Source organism: Lujinxingia vulgaris (assembly GCF_007997005.1).
Lineage (GTDB): Bacteria > Myxococcota_A > Bradymonadia > Bradymonadales > Bradymonadaceae > Lujinxingia.
In genome coordinates, this window is sequence record NZ_VOSL01000123.1 from 1 (window position 1) to 16,892 (window position 16,892).

The window sequence follows — 16,892 nt, forward strand, 5'->3', positions numbered from 1 at the left end:
CTGCGGCGCGCACGGGCCCTCGACGACCAGGGCCGCCTGACCGCGCTCGGCCAGGAGCTCGCCACCATGCCCGTCAGCGGCGCCGAGGGCCGGCTGCTCATCGACCCGCCCGCCGCGCTCGCCGCGACGCTCTGCGACCTTGTGGCGATCCTGCAGCGCGGCCAGGACCTGCTCCTCCCCGACCATCTTCTGCGCGGACGTAAAGAAGATGTGCGCGAGGCGCGGCGCGATCTTTTCGAGGGTTTGCACGACGAGGTCAGCCTGCAGCTCGCCGCGCTTCGCCACGGGGAGGTGCGCCGCCACGGGCTTCGCCCGGCGGCGCTCAGGGAGGTCCGCCAGATCGCCCGCTCCCTGCGCGAGACCGTCGGCGTGAGCGCGGAGCAGGCCCGGGCGCCGCTCTCCTCCGCCGAGGAGCTTGTGCGCCACGCGTTGCGACGCATCCCGGAGTCGGCCTTTGTCGTGCGCAGCCGCGCGCTCAAGAGGCGCGTCGACGGGCGCGCGGTGCGCGGCAAACCCGAGCCCTGGGGAAACGGGGAGATCGAACTTCTGGTCTGGCCTTTTGCCAGCCCCGCGCTCAAAGAGGGGGAGAAGGCGCCGGCCGATCCGGTGGCCGGCGTGATCCTGGACACCTTCTGGCTCGGCGACGACGGCACCGGCGTGCGCGGCTCGGGGAAGATGCTGCTGCCCTGCAGCTATGCCGATCTTGTGGACGCCGATATCGGGGAGCGAAAGGTTGGAGAGGTGCGCGCCGGCAACCACCGCGGCGCCCCCTATGTGCGGGCCCGCGTCGAGCGAGCGCTGGCCGGCGTGGCTCTCTCCGCCAACGAAGAGGCGTTGCGCGGCCCCGAGCTTGTCGACGCTGCGGCGAAGGCCATTCTGGAGGGGCGCATCTTAAAGCCCGCTGGCGAGCAGGTGCTCAATGACCTGCATATCTGGGAGGTGCTGGCGGACTGGCCCAACATCGACCGCACCTGGATCGGCGAAGATCCGCCCCCCGCACCGCACGACTACCTGATGGAGCGCCTGCGCCTCCTGGGCGTGGAGCGCGAGCAGGACCTGATGCTGGTGGAGCCCGAGGACCTGCGCCCCGATCTGGAGGCCGAGCTGCAGATTCACCGTTTTGATCTCGATCCTCTGCGCGAGGAGTTTCCGCGGGTGTGGGAGCATCTGGGCTTTCGCTACCACTGCCAGGTCTCGCCAGTGGCCCGGCGAGTGACGATGACGCCGATGGACAAGAAGACGGCGCGGGCGGCCGACCCGAAGGCCAACCTGCTGCCCAGGTTTCGAGGCTTTCGAGTGCGTTATAAAAACGCCAGCCGCGTTATCGATCTTCGGGGCTGAGACCAGGACTAGGTATCGAGCCCCGGCACGCGGCGCATCGCCCAGGGCACGCCCAGGGTCAGCCCGCGCACGACCATCAGCGCGGTGATCGCCGACCACACCCCGAGTAGTCCCCATCCGAGCGGGTTGGTGGCCAGCAGCATCGCGCCGGCCACGCCCGCGCTCAAAAGCATCGCGCGGGCCAGAAACCCAAAGGCCTGGGTGCCCATGTAGAGCCCGTCCCACACAAAGACGAGCGCGTTGAGCGGCTGCAGGACGGCCACGAAGGGGATGAGCATGAGGATGGCGGCGATGACCTCGGCGTCGGTGCTGAAACTGCTGGCGAGCAGACCGCCCGAGAGCCAGATGCACCCGCCCAGCACCAGCCCTGTGGCCAGGCCCCATTGCAGAAGGCGCGCGCCCATGGCACGGGCTTCCTCGACATCATTGCGGCCGATGAAGTTCGCCAGCAGCGCCTGTCCGGCGATGGCCAGCGCGTCGATGAGCAGCGCAAAAAAGCCCCAGAGCTGGTTGGCGACCTGGTGGGCGGCCACCGACTCGGCGCCCTGGCGCGCAGCCATCGCGGTGGCCAGCGTCATCGTGCCCACCAGCGCCCCGGTGCGCAGCAAGAGCGCGCTTCCCACCCGCACCAGCGGCAGCATCCCGCTTAACGAGGGGGCCAAAAGCGGCACGCGCATCGCCTCGCGGCGGCGCACCAGGAGCAGCCACAAAAAGAGCAGCGCTCCGGACCACTGCGCCACCACCGTGGCGATGGCCGCCCCGGCAATGCCCCAGCCCAGTCCGAAGATCAGCAGGGGATCGAGCACCAGGTTGATCAGGTTGAGCATCACCGTGACCCACATCGGGGTGCGGGTGTCTTGAAAGCCGCGAAACGCCCCGTGGGAGGCCGTGCTGATCAGCAGCGCCGGCCCGGCCCAGGCGCGGATCTTCAAATACGTCAGAGCCGGTTCTGCCACTTCACCGGCAGCCCCCATCAGCTTCAGCAGGGGGGCGGCGAAGATCAGCAGCGTCGCGGTCATCAGCCCGCCGCAGAGCAGAGCCAGCCACAGCGCGTGGCTGACCACCTCGCCAGCCTCATCGTGCTCATCGCGGCCCAGGTGCGCGGCGATCTTCGGGGTGGTGGCGTAGGCCAGAAAGTTGAAGACGATAAAGGCCATCGCGAAGAGCGCGCTGTTGATGCCCAGCGCGGCCAGCTCGGCGGTGCCGATGCGACCAACAAAGAAGGTGTCGACCAGCGAGACCAGCGGATCGATCGCCAGGCTACCGATCGCCGGGATGGCCATCGCCAGAATGGCGCGGTCGTGGCGGTGGTGCAGAGGGAGAAGATCGCGCATCGAAAGGCTCGGTGAGGATCGGGGGGAGGAAGAGCGAGGTGCGGACAACGCGTCGCAACAGCCCGGTGCCAGACCACCCGGGGCGTGGCGGCGCGCGCAAAGGATCACGCGGACGCACCCGGGGTCAAGGGTGGACGCCGGCGGTGAGCGGTGTACTCTAAGCGCGGTGACCTCATTGGGGGACATAAGGTCAAACCCTGGCACCATTCTGAGGATCCGCGCCACGCGTTCGGGCGCTGTCGATCTTGCAATAAACGCGCATATCCAAGAGGATAGGCGCGGAAGTAACGGAACGTAACGAGGTCAGAGATGAAGTTGAACGACGTGTTGGTGGCAAGCATCGCCCTGGCGATGGTCGGGTGTTTCTCGGGGCCCTCCGTGGGAGAGAGCGCGGAGGCGACCGAGGTGGAGCCTTCCTCGGAGACGGCGCAGGCCGCCGATGAGCTGACGATGGAGGTCAGCGCGGAGGCGCCCCTGGTCGAAGAAGGTGGCGAGAGCGCGGCGGCGGCCGAAGAAGAAGCCAACACCACCCCGGAGCTTGAGGCCGAGGCGGCGTTTCGCGAGGTGACCTGGGCGAAGATGCAGGAGCGCGTCGACGCCTTTAAAGCCTGCGCCGGCGAAGACTACGACACGACCAACGCCTACTTCGAGGCGGTGGCCACGCGCGGCGCCGAGAGCTTCAACCTGGGCAGCCTCAGAGGTGAGCAGAGCGAGAGCGAGCTCGGCCGATGCGTGCACGCGCGCATGCAGGATGTGCTTGGCGAAGTGCAGGCCGAGGCGCCGGAGCACGTCAATCGTTTAGGCTTCAGCGTCTGGGTGCTCGGCCCGGAGGTGAAGCAGGCCAGCTGCTCGGGCGACCGCGTGTTGTGTGAGGGCATGAACGGCGTGGCGATGAACGACACCCTGAGCAACCTCACCATCGCCGAGGACACCTCCTGCCCGCACAGCGACGCGATCATCGCCGGCGGCGAGGAGGTCTTTCAGGATGCCATCGCCTGCCACACGATGGGGCAAGAACTCGCCAACGAAGGCGGCGACGCCATGCCCCTTGCAGCCCAGGCCTGGGTGGCCGTGCGCTACTCGCCGGAGCTCGACCAGCACTTCCTCTACGCGCGTTATACCGACGCGGCCTACGAGCCGGTGGCGCGCTGCCTGATCGACGCCCATAAGGAACTTGTGCTCGAAGGCCAGGGTGAGGTGACCTGCCAGCAGAACCTCTGCTCTCGCCTCTACTCCTTTGCGACGCACCCGGTGCTCTCGCTGATGGTCCACTGATGCCTTGAGGAGCCCTCGTGGCGCTTCGTTACACATTGAGTCATCACGTCAACGCGCCGCCGGAGGCGGTCTTCGCGGCGATGCTCGACATCGAGGGCTTTGGGGCCTGGATGGAGAACTTCGTGCGCGTGGAACGCCTCGATGAGGGGGAGGTTGGCCCCGGGTCGAGCTGGCGTGAGGTCCGCAACATTATGGGGCGAGAGGGGGCTGAAGTCTTTGAGGTTCGATCGATGGAGGCGAATCGTCGACTGGAGCTCTATGTCGACGGCAAAAAAGGCACCACCGGCCGTGGCGAGTATCGCTATGTCTATGAGCTTGAAGCGCGCGATGGGGGGACCGATGTGCAGCTTCACGGTGAGATGGAGATGGGCGCGATCTTCAACCTCTTTGGTCGTCTGATGCTGCCGATGTTCAAGAAGATGGTCCGCAAAGATCTCGAAGCCCTGGCGCGTTATGTGGAACGCAAGGGGCAGGCATGAGCATGTTTCGAAACGCGGTGGTGGGGCTTGGGGTGGCGACTGCGCTCGTCGCCTGCGGCGATGCGGCCGAGGGCGATGGCCAGCCCTTTGACTATGAGGGCACCTGGGTGGTGGAGGGCGCGCGCTGCGAGGGGCAGGCGCAGCTTCGCATTGTCAGCGTCGAAGCCTCCGATGAGGGTGACGAGCTTGTGGCGAGCACGCTGCGTGAAGATGCCTGCCTGGCGCTCGGCGCGACGATCTGGCGGGGCGATCCGGCCGGCGATGGCGCGGTGCTGCTGGGCGACGCCGAGGTCAGCGTGCAGACCTCGGGGCGCGACGTGGTGCGTGTGGCTGCACCCGATGGTGAGCTCACCATGCGGCGTGTGTTTCCGGATACCGGCCCCGCACCGCTCCCCGAGATCGAGGATCTCTCCCTCTCGGGTCAGTGGTTGATGGAGGGTTATCCCTGCGATGAGGAGTTCGTGCCGCAGGTGGTGCAGATCTCCCATGCGGCGGGCACCTTCTCGGTGACCAAAACGCTGGGAGACGCCTGCATGGAAGCGGGCGTGCGTTTTCTGGAGGGCGAGCTCGACGGCCTGACGATTCGCGGGGAGGGGTACCTCGAAGCGCCCGACCCCTGGGGCGAGGTGGAGAGCTTCGAGGTGAGCGGCCGAGTGCGCGTGCCGGAGTACCTGCGCCTGGACGCGCTGGGCGTGGCCGTGGGGTTTCGGCGCGTGGTGGGTCAGGATTGAGGCGGCCGCCCCGGGCGGTCAGCGCGCTAGAAGGGGCCGACCAGGTCAGGGGTGATCCACCCGCCGCGCTCCGGATGGGGCTCGGGCATCGCGCGCATGTGATCGACCAGACACCGATCCACTTTATGGGGGTAGAACGCGATGTAGTCGCGCAGCGCCTGATACTGTTTGGGCGGCTGAAGGTAGGACCAGGCCACGGTCTCGATGTAGGTCGGTCCCATGCGAAGATCGTAGTAGGTGGCCACGCCCTTCCACTCGCAGAAGCTGCAATGCATGGAGGGTTGCAGAAGATCGAGGCGCACGTCTTCGGGGGGGATGTAATAATGGGGGGCGCGGCCGGTATGCACCAGGCGAAGCGCGCGGGTGGAGTCGGCAATCGGTGTGCTCCCGACCAGCACGCGGATGCGGCGCGGGCTCGGCTGCACCGCCGGCGGGCTGGGAAAGTCCCAGATCGACTCCTGAGAGGAGGAGGTTTGCAGGCTCATGGGGCTCCCGTAGCGAGGGTGGCGTGTCACCCTTCAAGCTAGGTACCGCCGGGGGATGCGGCCAGCACTTCGGGAGCCCCCTGTGAGCTGTTTACTCGACGATCTCGATGAGCTCGACGTCAAAGACGAGCATGCCAGCCGGCGCACCCGGAGCACCCTTGTACGCCAGATCCTGCGGAATCCAGAAGCGACGCTTCTCGCCCTCAACCATCAGCTGCACGCCTTCGGTCCAACCGGCGATGACGCGGTTGAGGGGCATGGTCAGCGGCTGGCCACGCTGCACCGAGCTGTCGAACATCTTCCCGTCGGTGGTCCACCCGGTGTAATGCGCGCGCACTGTGGAGGTGGCGGTGGGGTGCTCGGTGCCGGTGCCCTCTTTGAGCACTTTGCTGGCCAGGCCAGACTCGGTCTTCTCGGCGTCGGCCGGCGGGGCAGCCACGTCGGCCGGAGCGGCCAGAGGATCGCCTTCCTCTTCGGCGGCGGCTTCTGAGGACGCCTCCTCGGCGGCCTGCTCCTCGGTGGCCTCTTCTTCTTCCACCGCTTCACCCATCACGGCCTCGGCGGTGGAAGGGACCTCCTCTTGAGCGGCTTGTTCCGATTCGCAGGCGACCAGTGAGAGGGTCAGAAGGCAGGCCAAAAGGGCGATACGTCGTCGCATACAGGCTCCATTCGTAGGGGATCCAGGCCATCATCGCGCAGGCCACGATCCAGATTGCACATCAAGCCGGGGCGAAATCCCCAGACTCACGTCAAAAACATCGCGCCCGCCCTCGTGCTATTCGACGACTCCCGGGACGTTCGAGGGAGCGTTGCTGGCGAGGGGGGGCGCGAAGACTTGCACGCGCCCGGCTGAAGGGCAAGGCGCGCTGCGGGTGGTTTAGTGACGCTTCAGGCGCGGCTGACCAGGCTGGAGATGAACGAGATGGCCAGCAGCACCAGCGCGATCACAAAGACGATCTGAGCGATGGAGGAAGCTGCCGAGGCGATGCCGGTAAATCCGAACACAGCGGCGATGATGGCGACGATAAAAAATACAAGAACCCAACGCATCATAACGGTACTCCTTCTGTTCTGGCAGCGAGCCGGGGCAATCCCCGAGGGCCCTTACGACGTGAAGACGGGACTCGCTGCGTCGCTTCAAAGCCTGTCCGCGAGCGTGGATATCTCAAGGAAAAAGCTTGTAACGCAATGGACGCGGACTGGATCAGACTCGACAAAGTGGCGTATTCGCTGCACTCTGATCCCCTTTTGATGCTACTGGCAGGGGTGCGTGTTGCCTTTGCAATGATTCGATGAGAGCAGCGACGCTACGGCGAGGGGAGCGTTCTCCCGAGGTGGCCGGCTCGTGGCGAGGTGAGAGTGATGACGCAGCAATCCCCGGATGATGATTATCGCGACGATGAGCTCTCCGAGTTAAAGCGGCGCCATGAAACGCTGATGCGCGGGCTGGAGATGCTCAGCCAGAGCGGCGCGCAGACCGGACCGAAGGCTGTGGTCGGGCTCCTTGATGATGTGGTCGGCGGCGACGGCGGGGCGGTCCTGCAGGTGCGCGACGATGGCGAGATCAGCGTCCTTTGCGCCAGCGATCCTCGCCTCGAAGAGCTGCAGTGGTGGGTGGGGGAGTTGACCGAATCGGTGCTTGAAGGGCGCCCCCTTGTGCTGGAGGACGCGCGCGGCCAGGCCGGCTGGCAGACGATGCTGGCGTCGGTGTCGATGCCGGTGGCCTCGGTGATGATGGTCAGCGTGGGCACCGCGATCAACCCGGCGCTCTGGCTCTGTGTGCATGGCGAGCCGGGGCGTTTTGGTCAGGCGGAGCTGGAGCGCGCGCACGCGCTGCGCGGCCTGCTGACCCAGGCGATGGTGGGTTGGATGGCCGGGCGTCGCTGGGCGATGATGAGCCATGAGCTACGCACGCCCGTCAACGCAATGATCGGCTTTGCGGAGCTGCTGCGCGAAGAGCAGAGCGAGCGCCTTCCGAAGGACGCCCTCGACAAGCTGGCCAGCGTTGAGCGCTCCGGCGCCGAGGTGCTCGGTATCGTCAGCAACCTCGTCTGCCTGGCGCAGCTCGAAGCCGGCGATGTGGAGCCGGAGGTCTACAGCGTCGATGTGGTGGAGACGCTCGAGAGCGTGCTGGGGCAGCTCAACGACATCGCGCGCCAGCGCAGCATCGCGCTGGACATGCGTCGCGGGACTACGAGCGCCAGGGTTCAGAGCGATGGCGAGAAGCTCGTGCAGCTCTTTGATGGCGTGATTGGCGAGGCGGTGCGCTTTAGCGCCGGCACCCAGGTGGAGGTGGAGCTGGAGGCTGACGAGACGCAGGTGAAGCTGCGCGTCAGCGATCTTTCGCCGGGGCGGCGCGGACGCGCCCGCCGCCTGGAGCAGTCCGTGTTGCGCCAGCTCGCGGACTTGCTCGGGGTGAGCTACCGGGTGGAGCGCAGCGTGCGCCGCGGCACGGTGGTGGAGCTGGGCGTGCCGCGGGCGTTTATCGGCAAAGGCGCCGAGCAGGTGAGCTTCTCGGAGGAGATCGAGATCAACGAGAACGCCAAGCTGGTGCTGATCATCGACGACGATCGGGACACCCGCGGGGTGCTCAAGCGCACGCTCGAGCGGGTGGGGCACACCGTGGTGTGTGCGCGCGACGGGCGAGAGGGGTTGAGGCTGGCCTCGGAGGTGCGCCCCGACGTGATCACGCTCGATGTGATGATGCCTCGTATGGACGGCTGGTCGGTGCTGGAACGGCTTAAGGAAGATCCCGATCTTCGTAAGATCCCTGTGATCATGCTCACCTTCGTCGACGATAAGCAGCGCGGGCTGGCGTTTGGCGCCGACCACTTCATGTCGAAGCCCGTCGACCGTCAGGAGCTTCTGGAGGTGATGGAGGCCTATGAGAGCGCGGTCGACGACGGCGACGTGCTGGTCGTCGAAGATGACGAAGCCTCCCGCCAGATGCTGGTGCGCCACCTGGAGCGGGAGGGCTTTCGGGTGACCGCGGCTTCCAACGGCGAAGAGGGGCTTGCGCGGCTGGAGGCGATCGAGCCCAGCCTGGTCTTTCTGGACCTGATGATGCCGCATGTCGACGGGTTTGAGTTTCTTAAACGCTTTCGGGAGCGTCCGCAGTTTAAGGACGTGCCCGTGGTAGTCATGACCGCCAAGTACCTCACCGCCGAGGACTACGCTCGCCTCTCGGGCAGCGCCACCCAGATCGTGCAGAAGGGGGGCGGCGAGTATATGGGGCTCTTAGAAGAGCTGCGCGAGCTCGTGGTGCGGCTCACCCGCGGCAAGGCGCGCCAAAGCTGATGGCAAACGATGGCGAGGGGAGGCTCAGGAGCCGGGGTGGTCGGCCAGGGCCTGGATGCGCGCGTTGAGGTGCTCAAAAAAGATCGCGACATCCCGACCGTCCGCCAGAGCGTGGTGGACGGTGAGCTGAAAGGTCGCCTCGTGGCGTCCGGGCTCGGGTTCGACGATTTTGCCCCAGGCGATGCGCGGCGCGGAGTCGAGCGGTTGGCCCGGGAAGGCGTGGCTGATGCTCTGGAAGTCCAGCCAGGGCATGGAGGTCACGTAGACCAGGTCGAGGCGATCATCATCGCCTAAGAAGAGCTCGGGGAGGTTGCGGGAGCGATCGGCGTGCTTGCCAAGCTCGCTGCTGAAGCGCGCCAGATCGTCGGTGAAGGGGGCGGTCGCGTAGTTGAAAGTCCCCCGGTCGCTCATCACCGTAAAGGAGGGGGTGACCTGATCGACGCGCACCACGCCATCTTCGACAAGGCGCAGGCGCAGCGCGTCGGTGGCGTTGGCCGCCACGCACACGCTGTGCAGGATGGTGGCAAAGAGGCGCAGCTCGCTGCGGCGCGTCAGCTCCACCACTGGCGAGACGTCGACGCGGGCGGCCACGTCGAAGAAGGGGCGATCAAAGCCGCGAAAGAACTCATAATGAGGGCGGCGCGCCCAGGTGCTCAGATCGATGCGTTCCAAAGGAGATTCCGGACGGGGGCGGGGCGACCTGGCTCAGAGGGTGGCCTGCTGGCGGATGGCCTCAATGGCGTCTTTGTAGCTCGGCGCACCGAAGATGGCGCTGCCGGCGACGAGCACATTGGCGCCGGCCTGGCGCAGCTGCGCGGCGTTGGAGGGGGAGACGCCGCCGTCGACTTCGATGTCGAGATCGACGCCCAGATCATCGAGGCGAGCCTTGAGCTGTGCGATCTTCTCGAGGGTGTGTGGGATGAAGGCCTGACCGCCGAAGCCCGGGTTGACGCTCATGATCAGGACCATGTCCAGGTCGTGGGCCAGGTGATCGATCCAGCTCAGCGGGGTGGCCGGGTTGATGGCCAGGCCGGCCTTTTTGCCCAGCCCTTTGATGGTGTGCACCGCGCGGTGGGGGTGGCGGCTGGCCTCGGGGTGAAAGCACACCAGATCGGCGCCGGCGCGGGCGAAGGGGCCGACGAAGTCGTCGGGGTTGTCGATCATCAGGTGCACATCGAGGAAGGCGTCGGGCAGGGCGTTGCGCAGGGCTTCGACCACCGGAAGACCGATCGTGATGTTGGGCACGTAGTGGCCGTCCATCACGTCGACGTGCAGCCAGTCGGCGCCGGCGTCGATCACCTCCTGGCATTGCGCACCGAGGCGGGCGAAGTCGGCCGAGAGGATCGAGGGGGCGATGCGAAGTTCGCGCGTCGTCATAAGGATGCTCGGCGGTGGAAGATTAAGGTTGTTTCAGGCGCAGCCGCGCGGCGAAGAAGGCGTCGCAGTCGTGGTCGCGCGGGTTCAAGTCGAGCTCACCAAGTTCATTGACGAAGGGGGCCCAGTCAAAGTCGCTCTCGGGCAGCGGCGCGCGCTCAAGCCGGGGGTGGCGCGTAAGAAGACGTTCGATCTGCTCGGGCCCTTCTTCGCGGGTGAAGGTGCAGACGCTGTAGACGAGCGTGGCGCCGGGGTTGAGACGGCTCACGGCGTGGTCGAGCAGCTCGGACTGCACGCGGACCAGGGCGTCGACGTCGGCCGGGGAGCGGCGCCAGCGGGTCTCCGGGTGGCGACGGATCACGCCCAGGCCGGAGCAGGGGGCGTCGACGAGGATGAGGTCGAAGTTCCCGTCGGTCGCGGGAAGGTCCTGCAGGGTGGCCTCTCGGAGCACGACGGTGGGGTCGACGCGGAGGTCGGCCAGAGTGTTAGCGAGCATCTCCAGCTTGGTGGGGAGCGGGTCGCAGGCCACCAGAGTGTCACCGGGGCCGAGCTGCTGGGCGAGGAGCAGCGATTTACCCCCCAGGCCGCAGCAGGCGTCGAGGACGCGCATGCCCGGGCGCGCGCCGCAGTAGTGCGCAATGAGCTGACTTCCCAGATCCTGAATGGTCAGCACGTGGGTTTCGAGCAGCGCCCGCAACTCTGGCGAGGAGCTCTCCGCCTTGAGCGCTCCGGGCGGAGCCTCAAGTGGGCTGACCCCTTCGGGCAGGGTGTCGACCGGCTGCAAGCGGCGCAGGTAAAGGGGCGGGCGGCCGGCAAAAGCCTCAGCCAGCGCCTCGGCGCGCTCCAACCCGTGACGATCCAGCAGGCGCCGGGCGATCCAGTCCGGCAGCGAGTACTTCAACCCCAGGTAGCGCGCCGGGTTGGCGCTGCGATCGCGCTCATCAAAAGGCTGCCACTTCTCTTTGCTGCGCAGCATGTTGCGCAGCACCGCGTTGGCAAAGCCGGCGGTGCGCTGGCCGCAGGCCCGCTTGACGAGCTTGACGGCGTCGTTAACCAGCGCGTGCGCCGGGATGCGGTCCAGGTAGAGCAGCTGGTAGGTGGCCATGCGCAGGTTGAGGCGCACCGGGCGATCCAGGCTCTCGAGTTTGCGGGAGACAAAGCGCGAGAGCACCGTGTCGATGGAGCGCTGCCTGGCGAGCGTGCCGTAGACGAGCTCGGTGGCCAGCGCGCGGTCGCGGGCGTCGAGCGCGCTTGTGGCCAGCTGGTTGGAGAGCGCGATATGGCTGTAGGCGTCGTCCTGCTCAATGCGGCTGAGCACATCGAGGGCGACTGTTCGGGCGGTGGTCACGGTGGAAAGCTCGGTTTAGTCGGAGCGCTCGTCGGGGAGCAGAAAATGGTGGTCGGTCTGAAGATCAAAGCCGTTGAGGAAGTCGCTCACCGGCAGCGCGCGCTTGCCGGGGGCCTGCAGGGTCAAACACTCGATGTAGCCCTGCCCGCACGCAATATGCAGGCCCTGCTCGTCGGCACGGATGACCTCGCCGGGGGCGGCGCCGGTGTCGGCGCCGTTGGTTGCCGCGCTGTGCGCCCGCGCCAGGTGAAGTTTGACGCGTTGCGGACCGTCGGGGGTGTGCAAAAAGGCAAACGCGCCGGGCCAGGGGTTCATCCCACGGATGAGATCGGCGACCTCGCGGGCGCTCTTCCGAAAGTCGATCTCCCCGTCGCTCTTCTTGAGCATCGGCGCATACGACGACTGTGCGTCGTCCTGCACAATCGGGTTGAGGCTGTCGAGGTGAATCAGGCGCATCACGTCTACGATGAGCTCGGCGCCCATCTCGGCCAGGCGATCATGAAGGTCCTGAGCGGTGTCGAGCTCTTCAATCGGCGTCTTGCGCTTGAGCAGCATCGGGCCGGTGTCCAGGCCGCGCTCCATCTGCATGATCGTCACCCCGGACTCGGCCTCCCCGCGCACAATCGCCCAGTTGATGGGGGCGGCGCCGCGGTAGGCCGGCAGCAATGAGGCGTGGATGTTGATGCAGCCGTAACGCGGCAGGAGCAGCACATCGTTGCGCAAGATCTGGCCGTAGGCCGCCACCACGATCACGTCCGGGTTCCAGGCGCGAAGATGCTCTAAAACCTCCGGGCCGCGCAACTTCTCGGGCTGGTAGACCTCGATGCCGGCGGCCTCTGCGGCGACTTTGACCGGAGGCGGGGTGAGCTTTTTTCCCCGGCCGCTGGGGCGATCGGGGTTGGTCACCACGCCGACGACCTCGTCGGAGCTCTCAATGAGTTTGTTGAGCGCGGGCACCGCGAAGTCGGGCGTGCCCATGTACACGATGCGAAGCGGCGTACGAGAGGCGATCATCGGCAACCTTTTAATCGATTAAAAGATTCAGGAAGAGGGGAGGTCGTTGGCCTTCTCGGCCTCTTTGCGGCGCGCTTCTTCGAGCGCCTCCAGGTGCTTCTTGTAGCGCTTGAGCGCCAGCTTGCGCTTGAGGTGGCTGAAGTGGTCGAGCATGAGCACCCCGTCGAGGTGATCGATCTCATGCTGCAGGCAGACCGCCAGCAGGTCGTCGGCCTCAAGCTCAAAGGGGGAGCCGTCGCGGTCCAGGGCCTGCACCACCACTTTCTGGGCGCGGGTGACCTTGTCGTAGACCCCGGGGATGGAGAGGCAGCCCTCCTCCCAGACGATTTTGCCCTCGCGGTGCACGATCTCGGGGTTGACCAGCGTGATGAGCTCGCTGTCGGCGCCTTCCTCGCGCGAGGAGACGTCGATGACGGTGATGCGCCGGGTGTCATTGACCTGGGGGGCGGCGAGCCCGATGCCGGGGGCGGCGTACATGGTCTCGACCATGTTGTCGATCAGCTCGCGCACCTCGTCGTCGACGGTGTCGACCGGGGTGCAGCGGGTCTTAAGGACGTCATCGGGGTAGAGGACGATGTCGAGCAGGGATGCCATGGTTCAACTCATCAAAAGTCTGGGAACGTGAGCACGCTGGAGCGTGTCTAGCCGAGGGGGTAACGGCTGGCAAGGGGGGAACCTTCCGCCCGGCGCACGCCCCGGGGCTTAAGGGCGCAGCGTATGACGCAGGTAGGGCTCGCGCAGCGCCGGGTCGCCGAGCACCGCCCAGGCGTCTTCAAGCGCGTCGCGGATCTCCAGGAGCGCGTCTTCGAAGGCGTGCGCGGTCTGAAAGTCGATGTGGCGCGCATCAAAGCGGGCGTAGAGGCGGTGAAAGGCCTCGCGGATGGGCTGGGTGTCGGCGCCGCGGCGGACCTCCAGGATCGCGTAATAGTCTTCGTGGCGCACCGCCTTGAGCTTGCGGCGGATCACCTCGGCGTCGACGCTGGCCTCGGGGTGGGCATAGTCGCGCTGGGGGAAGACCTGGTCGCGATCGACTCGCCGCGTCGCCCCGGTGTCGATGGTCTCCAGCGTCAACTCGCCAGCGCGAAAGACCCGGGAGGGCTCGGGGGAGGACGGCTGGGGCTCGGCGGGGCTGGAGGGTTGCTCGGCCTGCCCGGGAGGCGTCTGAGCCGCTCGCGGCGCGGGGGAGGCCGGGGTGGGGGACGAGGTCAGTGAGACATCGAGCGCAGCGCCGATGCGCGCGATCAGCGTCTCGGGGTCGGTCTCCGGAGGGAGCCAGGCCACCAGGTCGAGCGTGTCGGTGGTGGCCTGCACGCGTTCGGACTCGGGGAGCGGGCAGATGAGGATCAGCGGCACAAGCTGCCCCAGCGGGCGGCTGCGAATCGCCCCGGCCAGAATCTCCACACGCTCACCGCCCTGGTCGTCGGCGATGATGATCAGGTCGGCCGGCGAGGCCTCAAAGCGGCGGATGCCCGCCGAGGGGAGGCGCTCGTGGTCGATCTCCAGATCCTGGAGCTCAAGCTGGTGGAGGCGGTCGGCCCACTGGGAGCCGGGGCGTCCGATGATCAGCAGGCGAATCATGAGGTGGCCAGTCTCCGGGCGACAAGCGTCTCGTGCAGAAGCTCGTAGTCCTGAGGCCGCTCGGGCAACGCCCCCGGCACATCCAGGAGCGCGTCGAGGCGGCGCGCTTCGTCTTTGAGCGCGCGCGCCTCGTCGGGGCGAAGCGGCGCATCGCTCCAGCCTTCCACGATAGGGGCGATGGGGGAGGGGGCGCAACTTTTGAGCAGGGATGCAAGCTCGGTGCCCATCACCGCCTCGCGATGCAGCAGGCTCGCCGTATAGAGCCGCCGAAGTCCACTGAGCGCAGCCACACGCTCCCCGGCGTCGATGGCGTCGATGGTAGCGGGCAGCACGCCGCGGTAGGCGCGCAGAACACCCGAGGTGATCGCGGCCTGCGCGAGCTCGATGGGCGCGGGGGTGTCAAAAGGTGCGCGGAGCTGCAGCGGCGCGGGGCTGGCCAGAAGCTCCAGCGCGAGCACGCTCTGGTGGAGCGCCATGCGCAGGACTTTTTCAACATCAAAGATCACGCGCATGCAGTCGCGGCCGTCGGGCGCCGCGTTGGGAAGATGATCTTCGTAGGCGTCTTCAAAGGCGCGCAGCCCCAGAAGCGTGGACGCCGGCAGGATCGTGACCCCGGCCAGGCGCCAGGCGCTGTCGAAACCCTCGGCGCCCGGGCCCTCCACCCAGGCCAGGAGCGCCGGCTCGGGGATCGGCGCTGCGGGCCGCCGCAGCACCTCGGAGGGCTGCGGCGGCGGGCTTAGCGGCGGGAGGGCAGAGAGCTTCATCAGCGTTTGGCGACGACGCGGCCCTCGCCATCCAGCGAGAAGCCTTTGGGGAGCGCGGCGCTCACCCTCTCGCGCTGGTCCTCTTCGATCGTCCATTCGGGACGCTCGGCGAAGGCCTCGGCGAGCTTTTGAAGGATGCGCAGCGAGTCTTCTTCACCGAAGCGGGCCGCCAGCGCGGGGCGCGCGATGTCGTCCTCGTTCTGGGCGAGCAGCGCGTCGATGGCCAGGAAGCGGATCGTCTCGTAGTCGTCTTCGACAAAGCGGGCGGTCTGCTCGGCCAGGCGGCGGTCGCTGAACTCGGCGGCGCGCAGCATCAGCTCCTGCTTCTTCTCGGGGTTGCGCACGTAGTCGATGTGCATGTCTTCGAGAAGCTCGACGACGACGTTGATCATGTCGTCCAGGCTCAAAAGGTCGGTGAGGACCTTGAGCGGCCAGTTGATCTTCTCTTCGACGCGCTTGAGATAGGCCGTGATGGTGCCGGCCACATCCACTTCACCACGCCGCCCCAGGTCGACGAGCACTTCGTAGACGAACTCCTTCTCGTCGGCGTCGGTGGTGTGGTTGGGCGAGGTCTGCTCAAAGCGGGAGAGGAGCGCCAGGACAGCGTCCTCATTGCCGATCTCGCGGAGCTGCTCTACCGCGTAGCTGCGCTCACCGGGCTGCACGTACATGTGCGAGACGGTCTTTTTGAGCTTGGTGATTTTGCGCTCTTGCGCTTTTTCTTTGTCGAAGAGGAAGTCGAGAAAACCCATGGTGCCTCCGAAGGGGTGGTGCCAACCTAACCATAAGGAGGGAGCAGCTACCACAGCGCGCCACAACGCGACAAGGGGCGCGACAGGCGCGCGCTTGCCCGCGCGCTCTGGCAAGGGTAGGGTGGGCGCGAGCAAGGAGCCGAAGAAGACGACGAGCGAGCGCGCCGAGTATGGGGCCAGAAGAGCAGCTGTTTGCGGCCGGGGATGTGATCGCGGGCCGCTACCGCATCGAAGAAGAGCTGGGCCGGGGGGCGTATGGCGTGGTGTTTCGCGCGATTCAGCTGGGCATCGGCCGCGCTGTGGCGCTCAAGACCCTTTTGCCCGGCGTTGGCGAGGAGGCCGAGGAGCGCCAGCGATTTGAGCGCGAGGCGCTGCTGATCAGCCGGCTCAATCACCCCAACATCATCACCCTCTTTGACTACGGGGAGCATGAGGGGGTGAGGTTTATGGTGATGGAGTACGTGGAGGGCAAAAGCCTGGGCGATCTGATCGCCGAGCGCGGGCGACTAAGTGCGGCGGCTGCCCGCCGCATCGTCGATCAGATGCTCGACGCCCTGCACCTTGCGCATGCGCAGGGGGTGGTCCACCGCGACTTAAAGCCCGAGAACATCCGCATCCTGGCCGGGGAGACGATGGATGGCGAAGGGGTGGAGGTCGTGAAGATCCTCGATTTTGGCATCGCCAAGATCGTGCAGCCCCAGGCGGAGGTCCCCTCGATGCTCGACCGGCTTACGGAGTCCGGTAAGGCGATGGGTACGCCGCAGTACATGAGCCCGGAGAACATCACCGGCGACCCGGTCACGCATAAGGCGGACCTCTACGCGGTGGGACTGATCCTCTACGAGATGCTCGTGGGTGAGGCGGCGTTTAAAGGAAACACGCCGCGGGAGGTGATGGTCTCGCATGTGCGCGATGACGCGCCGATGTTGCCCGATGAGGAGGAGCTTCGACCTTTTGCCCGGGCGCTGGCGGCCTCGTTGATCAAACAACCCGACGATCGGGTGGCCTCGGCCCGGGCGATGCGCGTGATGTTGGAGCAGGACGGCGCCGGACGCCCCGCCGGCGTCGCGCTGGCGGCCGCCGAGGGGGCCGCCGACGGCTCGACGATGCGGGCGCTTGT

18 protein-coding genes are annotated in these 16,892 nt (G+C 66.7%); 6 read left to right on the plus strand and 12 right to left on the minus strand.

Annotation, left to right across the window (positions count from 1 at the left end):
- Positions 1 to 1,341 (plus strand): hypothetical protein (locus tag FRC96_RS17020; protein WP_146976204.1); only part of this gene is annotated, 1,341 nt, incomplete at its 5' end.
- An 8-nt stretch (positions 1,342 to 1,349) separates the two neighbouring features.
- Here FRC96_RS17020 and FRC96_RS17025 read toward each other — a convergent pair.
- Positions 1,350 to 2,675, minus strand: a complete 1,326-nt coding sequence (locus FRC96_RS17025; RefSeq protein ID WP_146976206.1) for an MATE family efflux transporter — start codon at positions 2,673 to 2,675, stop codon at positions 1,350 to 1,352.
- Between the two features lie 309 nt (positions 2,676 to 2,984).
- Here FRC96_RS17025 and FRC96_RS17030 point away from each other — a divergent pair, with 309 nt between their 5' ends.
- The 3 genes from FRC96_RS17030 to FRC96_RS17040 are packed head-to-tail and all read left to right on the plus strand — an operon-like array spanning position 2,985 to position 5,160.
- Positions 2,985 to 3,950, plus strand: coding sequence for a hypothetical protein (locus FRC96_RS17030; RefSeq protein ID WP_146976208.1), 966 nt, complete (start codon positions 2,985 to 2,987; stop codon positions 3,948 to 3,950).
- Between the two features lie 17 nt (positions 3,951 to 3,967).
- Entirely contained in the window at positions 3,968 to 4,429 is a 462-nt protein-coding gene (locus tag FRC96_RS17035) for an SRPBCC family protein (RefSeq protein ID WP_146976210.1), read from the plus strand.
- Positions 4,426 to 5,160, plus strand: coding sequence for a hypothetical protein (locus FRC96_RS17040; protein WP_146976212.1), 735 nt, complete (start codon positions 4,426 to 4,428; stop codon positions 5,158 to 5,160). The genes FRC96_RS17035 and FRC96_RS17040 overlap by 4 nt, the downstream gene beginning before the upstream one ends.
- A gap of 26 nt (positions 5,161 to 5,186) precedes the next feature.
- Here the strand turns inward: FRC96_RS17040 and FRC96_RS17045 are convergent, their stop codons facing one another.
- The 3 genes from FRC96_RS17045 to FRC96_RS17055 all read right to left on the minus strand — a co-directional run bounded on the left by FRC96_RS17045 (position 5,187) and on the right by FRC96_RS17055 (position 6,698).
- A complete protein-coding gene (locus FRC96_RS17045) occupies positions 5,187 to 5,645 on the minus strand; it encodes a DUF427 domain-containing protein (protein ID WP_146976213.1) in 459 nt (152 codons plus the stop codon).
- A gap of 91 nt (positions 5,646 to 5,736) precedes the next feature.
- Positions 5,737 to 6,303, minus strand: a complete 567-nt coding sequence (locus FRC96_RS17050; RefSeq protein WP_230470379.1) for an FKBP-type peptidyl-prolyl cis-trans isomerase — start codon at positions 6,301 to 6,303, stop codon at positions 5,737 to 5,739.
- A 230-nt stretch (positions 6,304 to 6,533) separates the two neighbouring features.
- Positions 6,534 to 6,698 carry a DUF1328 domain-containing protein gene (locus FRC96_RS17055; RefSeq protein WP_146976215.1) on the minus strand — a complete coding sequence of 55 codons (165 nt, stop codon included), beginning with the start codon at positions 6,696 to 6,698 and terminating at the stop codon, positions 6,534 to 6,536.
- A gap of 309 nt (positions 6,699 to 7,007) precedes the next feature.
- Here FRC96_RS17055 and FRC96_RS17060 point away from each other — a divergent pair, with 309 nt between their 5' ends.
- On the plus strand, positions 7,008 to 8,942 hold the full coding sequence (locus FRC96_RS17060; RefSeq protein WP_146976217.1) for a response regulator: 1,935 nt from the start codon (positions 7,008 to 7,010) through the stop codon (positions 8,940 to 8,942).
- A 24-nt stretch (positions 8,943 to 8,966) separates the two neighbouring features.
- Here FRC96_RS17060 and FRC96_RS17065 read toward each other — a convergent pair whose 3' ends face one another.
- The 8 genes from FRC96_RS17065 to FRC96_RS17100 all read right to left on the minus strand — a co-directional run bounded on the left by FRC96_RS17065 (position 8,967) and on the right by FRC96_RS17100 (position 15,772).
- A complete protein-coding gene (locus tag FRC96_RS17065) occupies positions 8,967 to 9,614 on the minus strand; it encodes a CatA-like O-acetyltransferase (RefSeq protein ID WP_146976218.1) in 648 nt (215 codons plus the stop codon).
- A gap of 33 nt (positions 9,615 to 9,647) precedes the next feature.
- Positions 9,648 to 10,319, minus strand: a complete 672-nt coding sequence (gene rpe / locus FRC96_RS17070) for a ribulose-phosphate 3-epimerase (RefSeq protein ID WP_146976220.1) — start codon at positions 10,317 to 10,319, stop codon at positions 9,648 to 9,650.
- A 22-nt stretch (positions 10,320 to 10,341) separates the two neighbouring features.
- The gene (gene rsmB, locus FRC96_RS17075; RefSeq protein ID WP_146976222.1) at positions 10,342 to 11,664 is read right to left on the minus strand and encodes a 16S rRNA (cytosine(967)-C(5))-methyltransferase RsmB; all 1,323 of its coding nucleotides are present in this window, start codon (positions 11,662 to 11,664) and stop codon (positions 10,342 to 10,344) included.
- Between the two features lie 15 nt (positions 11,665 to 11,679).
- Positions 11,680 to 12,678 carry a methionyl-tRNA formyltransferase gene (gene fmt, locus FRC96_RS17080; RefSeq protein WP_146976224.1) on the minus strand — a complete coding sequence of 333 codons (999 nt, stop codon included), beginning with the start codon at positions 12,676 to 12,678 and terminating at the stop codon, positions 11,680 to 11,682.
- A gap of 27 nt (positions 12,679 to 12,705) precedes the next feature.
- Complete coding sequence (gene def, locus FRC96_RS17085; protein ID WP_146976226.1) at positions 12,706 to 13,272, minus strand: peptide deformylase; 567 nt, start codon at positions 13,270 to 13,272, stop codon at positions 12,706 to 12,708.
- Positions 13,273 to 13,380: 108 nt separating this feature from the next.
- On the minus strand, positions 13,381 to 14,256 hold the full coding sequence (locus FRC96_RS17090) for a hypothetical protein (protein ID WP_146976227.1): 876 nt from the start codon (positions 14,254 to 14,256) through the stop codon (positions 13,381 to 13,383).
- Positions 14,253 to 15,020 (minus strand): hypothetical protein, encoded by a 768-nt coding sequence (locus tag FRC96_RS17095; protein ID WP_146976229.1) that lies wholly within the window; start codon positions 15,018 to 15,020, stop codon positions 14,253 to 14,255. Before FRC96_RS17095 ends, FRC96_RS17090 begins: the two co-directional genes overlap by 4 nt.
- Positions 15,020 to 15,772 carry a hypothetical protein gene (locus FRC96_RS17100; RefSeq protein ID WP_146976230.1) on the minus strand — a complete coding sequence of 251 codons (753 nt, stop codon included), beginning with the start codon at positions 15,770 to 15,772 and terminating at the stop codon, positions 15,020 to 15,022. The genes FRC96_RS17095 and FRC96_RS17100 overlap by 1 nt, the downstream gene beginning before the upstream one ends.
- 170 nt (positions 15,773 to 15,942) lie before the next feature.
- Here FRC96_RS17100 and FRC96_RS17105 point away from each other — a divergent pair.
- A partial coding sequence (locus FRC96_RS17105) for a serine/threonine-protein kinase (protein WP_146976232.1) occupies positions 15,943 to 16,892 on the plus strand: 950 nt, incomplete at its 3' end.

What these genes read in the sequence shown, in the direction of transcription:
- FRC96_RS17060 (WP_146976217.1), top strand. Translation starts at nt 7,008, where the DNA reads ATGACGCAGCAATCCCCGGATGATGATTATCGCGACGATGAGCTCTCC.
- def (WP_146976226.1), bottom strand. Translation starts at nt 13,272, where the DNA reads ATGGCATCCCTGCTCGACATCGTCCTCTACCCCGATGACGTCCTTAAG.
- FRC96_RS17090 (WP_146976227.1), bottom strand. Translation starts at nt 14,256, where the DNA reads ATGATTCGCCTGCTGATCATCGGACGCCCCGGCTCCCAGTGGGCCGAC.
- FRC96_RS17030 (WP_146976208.1), top strand. Translation starts at nt 2,985, where the DNA reads ATGAAGTTGAACGACGTGTTGGTGGCAAGCATCGCCCTGGCGATGGTC.
- FRC96_RS17045 (WP_146976213.1), bottom strand. Translation starts at nt 5,645, where the DNA reads ATGAGCCTGCAAACCTCCTCCTCTCAGGAGTCGATCTGGGACTTTCCC.
- FRC96_RS17100 (WP_146976230.1), bottom strand. Translation starts at nt 15,772, where the DNA reads ATGGGTTTTCTCGACTTCCTCTTCGACAAAGAAAAAGCGCAAGAGCGC.
- FRC96_RS17040 (WP_146976212.1), top strand. Translation starts at nt 4,426, where the DNA reads ATGAGCATGTTTCGAAACGCGGTGGTGGGGCTTGGGGTGGCGACTGCG.
- FRC96_RS17095 (WP_146976229.1), bottom strand. Translation starts at nt 15,020, where the DNA reads ATGAAGCTCTCTGCCCTCCCGCCGCTAAGCCCGCCGCCGCAGCCCTCC.
- fmt (WP_146976224.1), bottom strand. Translation starts at nt 12,678, where the DNA reads ATGATCGCCTCTCGTACGCCGCTTCGCATCGTGTACATGGGCACGCCC.
- FRC96_RS17025 (WP_146976206.1), bottom strand. Translation starts at nt 2,675, where the DNA reads ATGCGCGATCTTCTCCCTCTGCACCACCGCCACGACCGCGCCATTCTG.
- FRC96_RS17055 (WP_146976215.1), bottom strand. Translation starts at nt 6,698, where the DNA reads ATGATGCGTTGGGTTCTTGTATTTTTTATCGTCGCCATCATCGCCGCT.
- FRC96_RS17050 (WP_230470379.1), bottom strand. Translation starts at nt 6,303, where the DNA reads ATGCGACGACGTATCGCCCTTTTGGCCTGCCTTCTGACCCTCTCACTG.
- rpe (WP_146976220.1), bottom strand. Translation starts at nt 10,319, where the DNA reads ATGACGACGCGCGAACTTCGCATCGCCCCCTCGATCCTCTCGGCCGAC.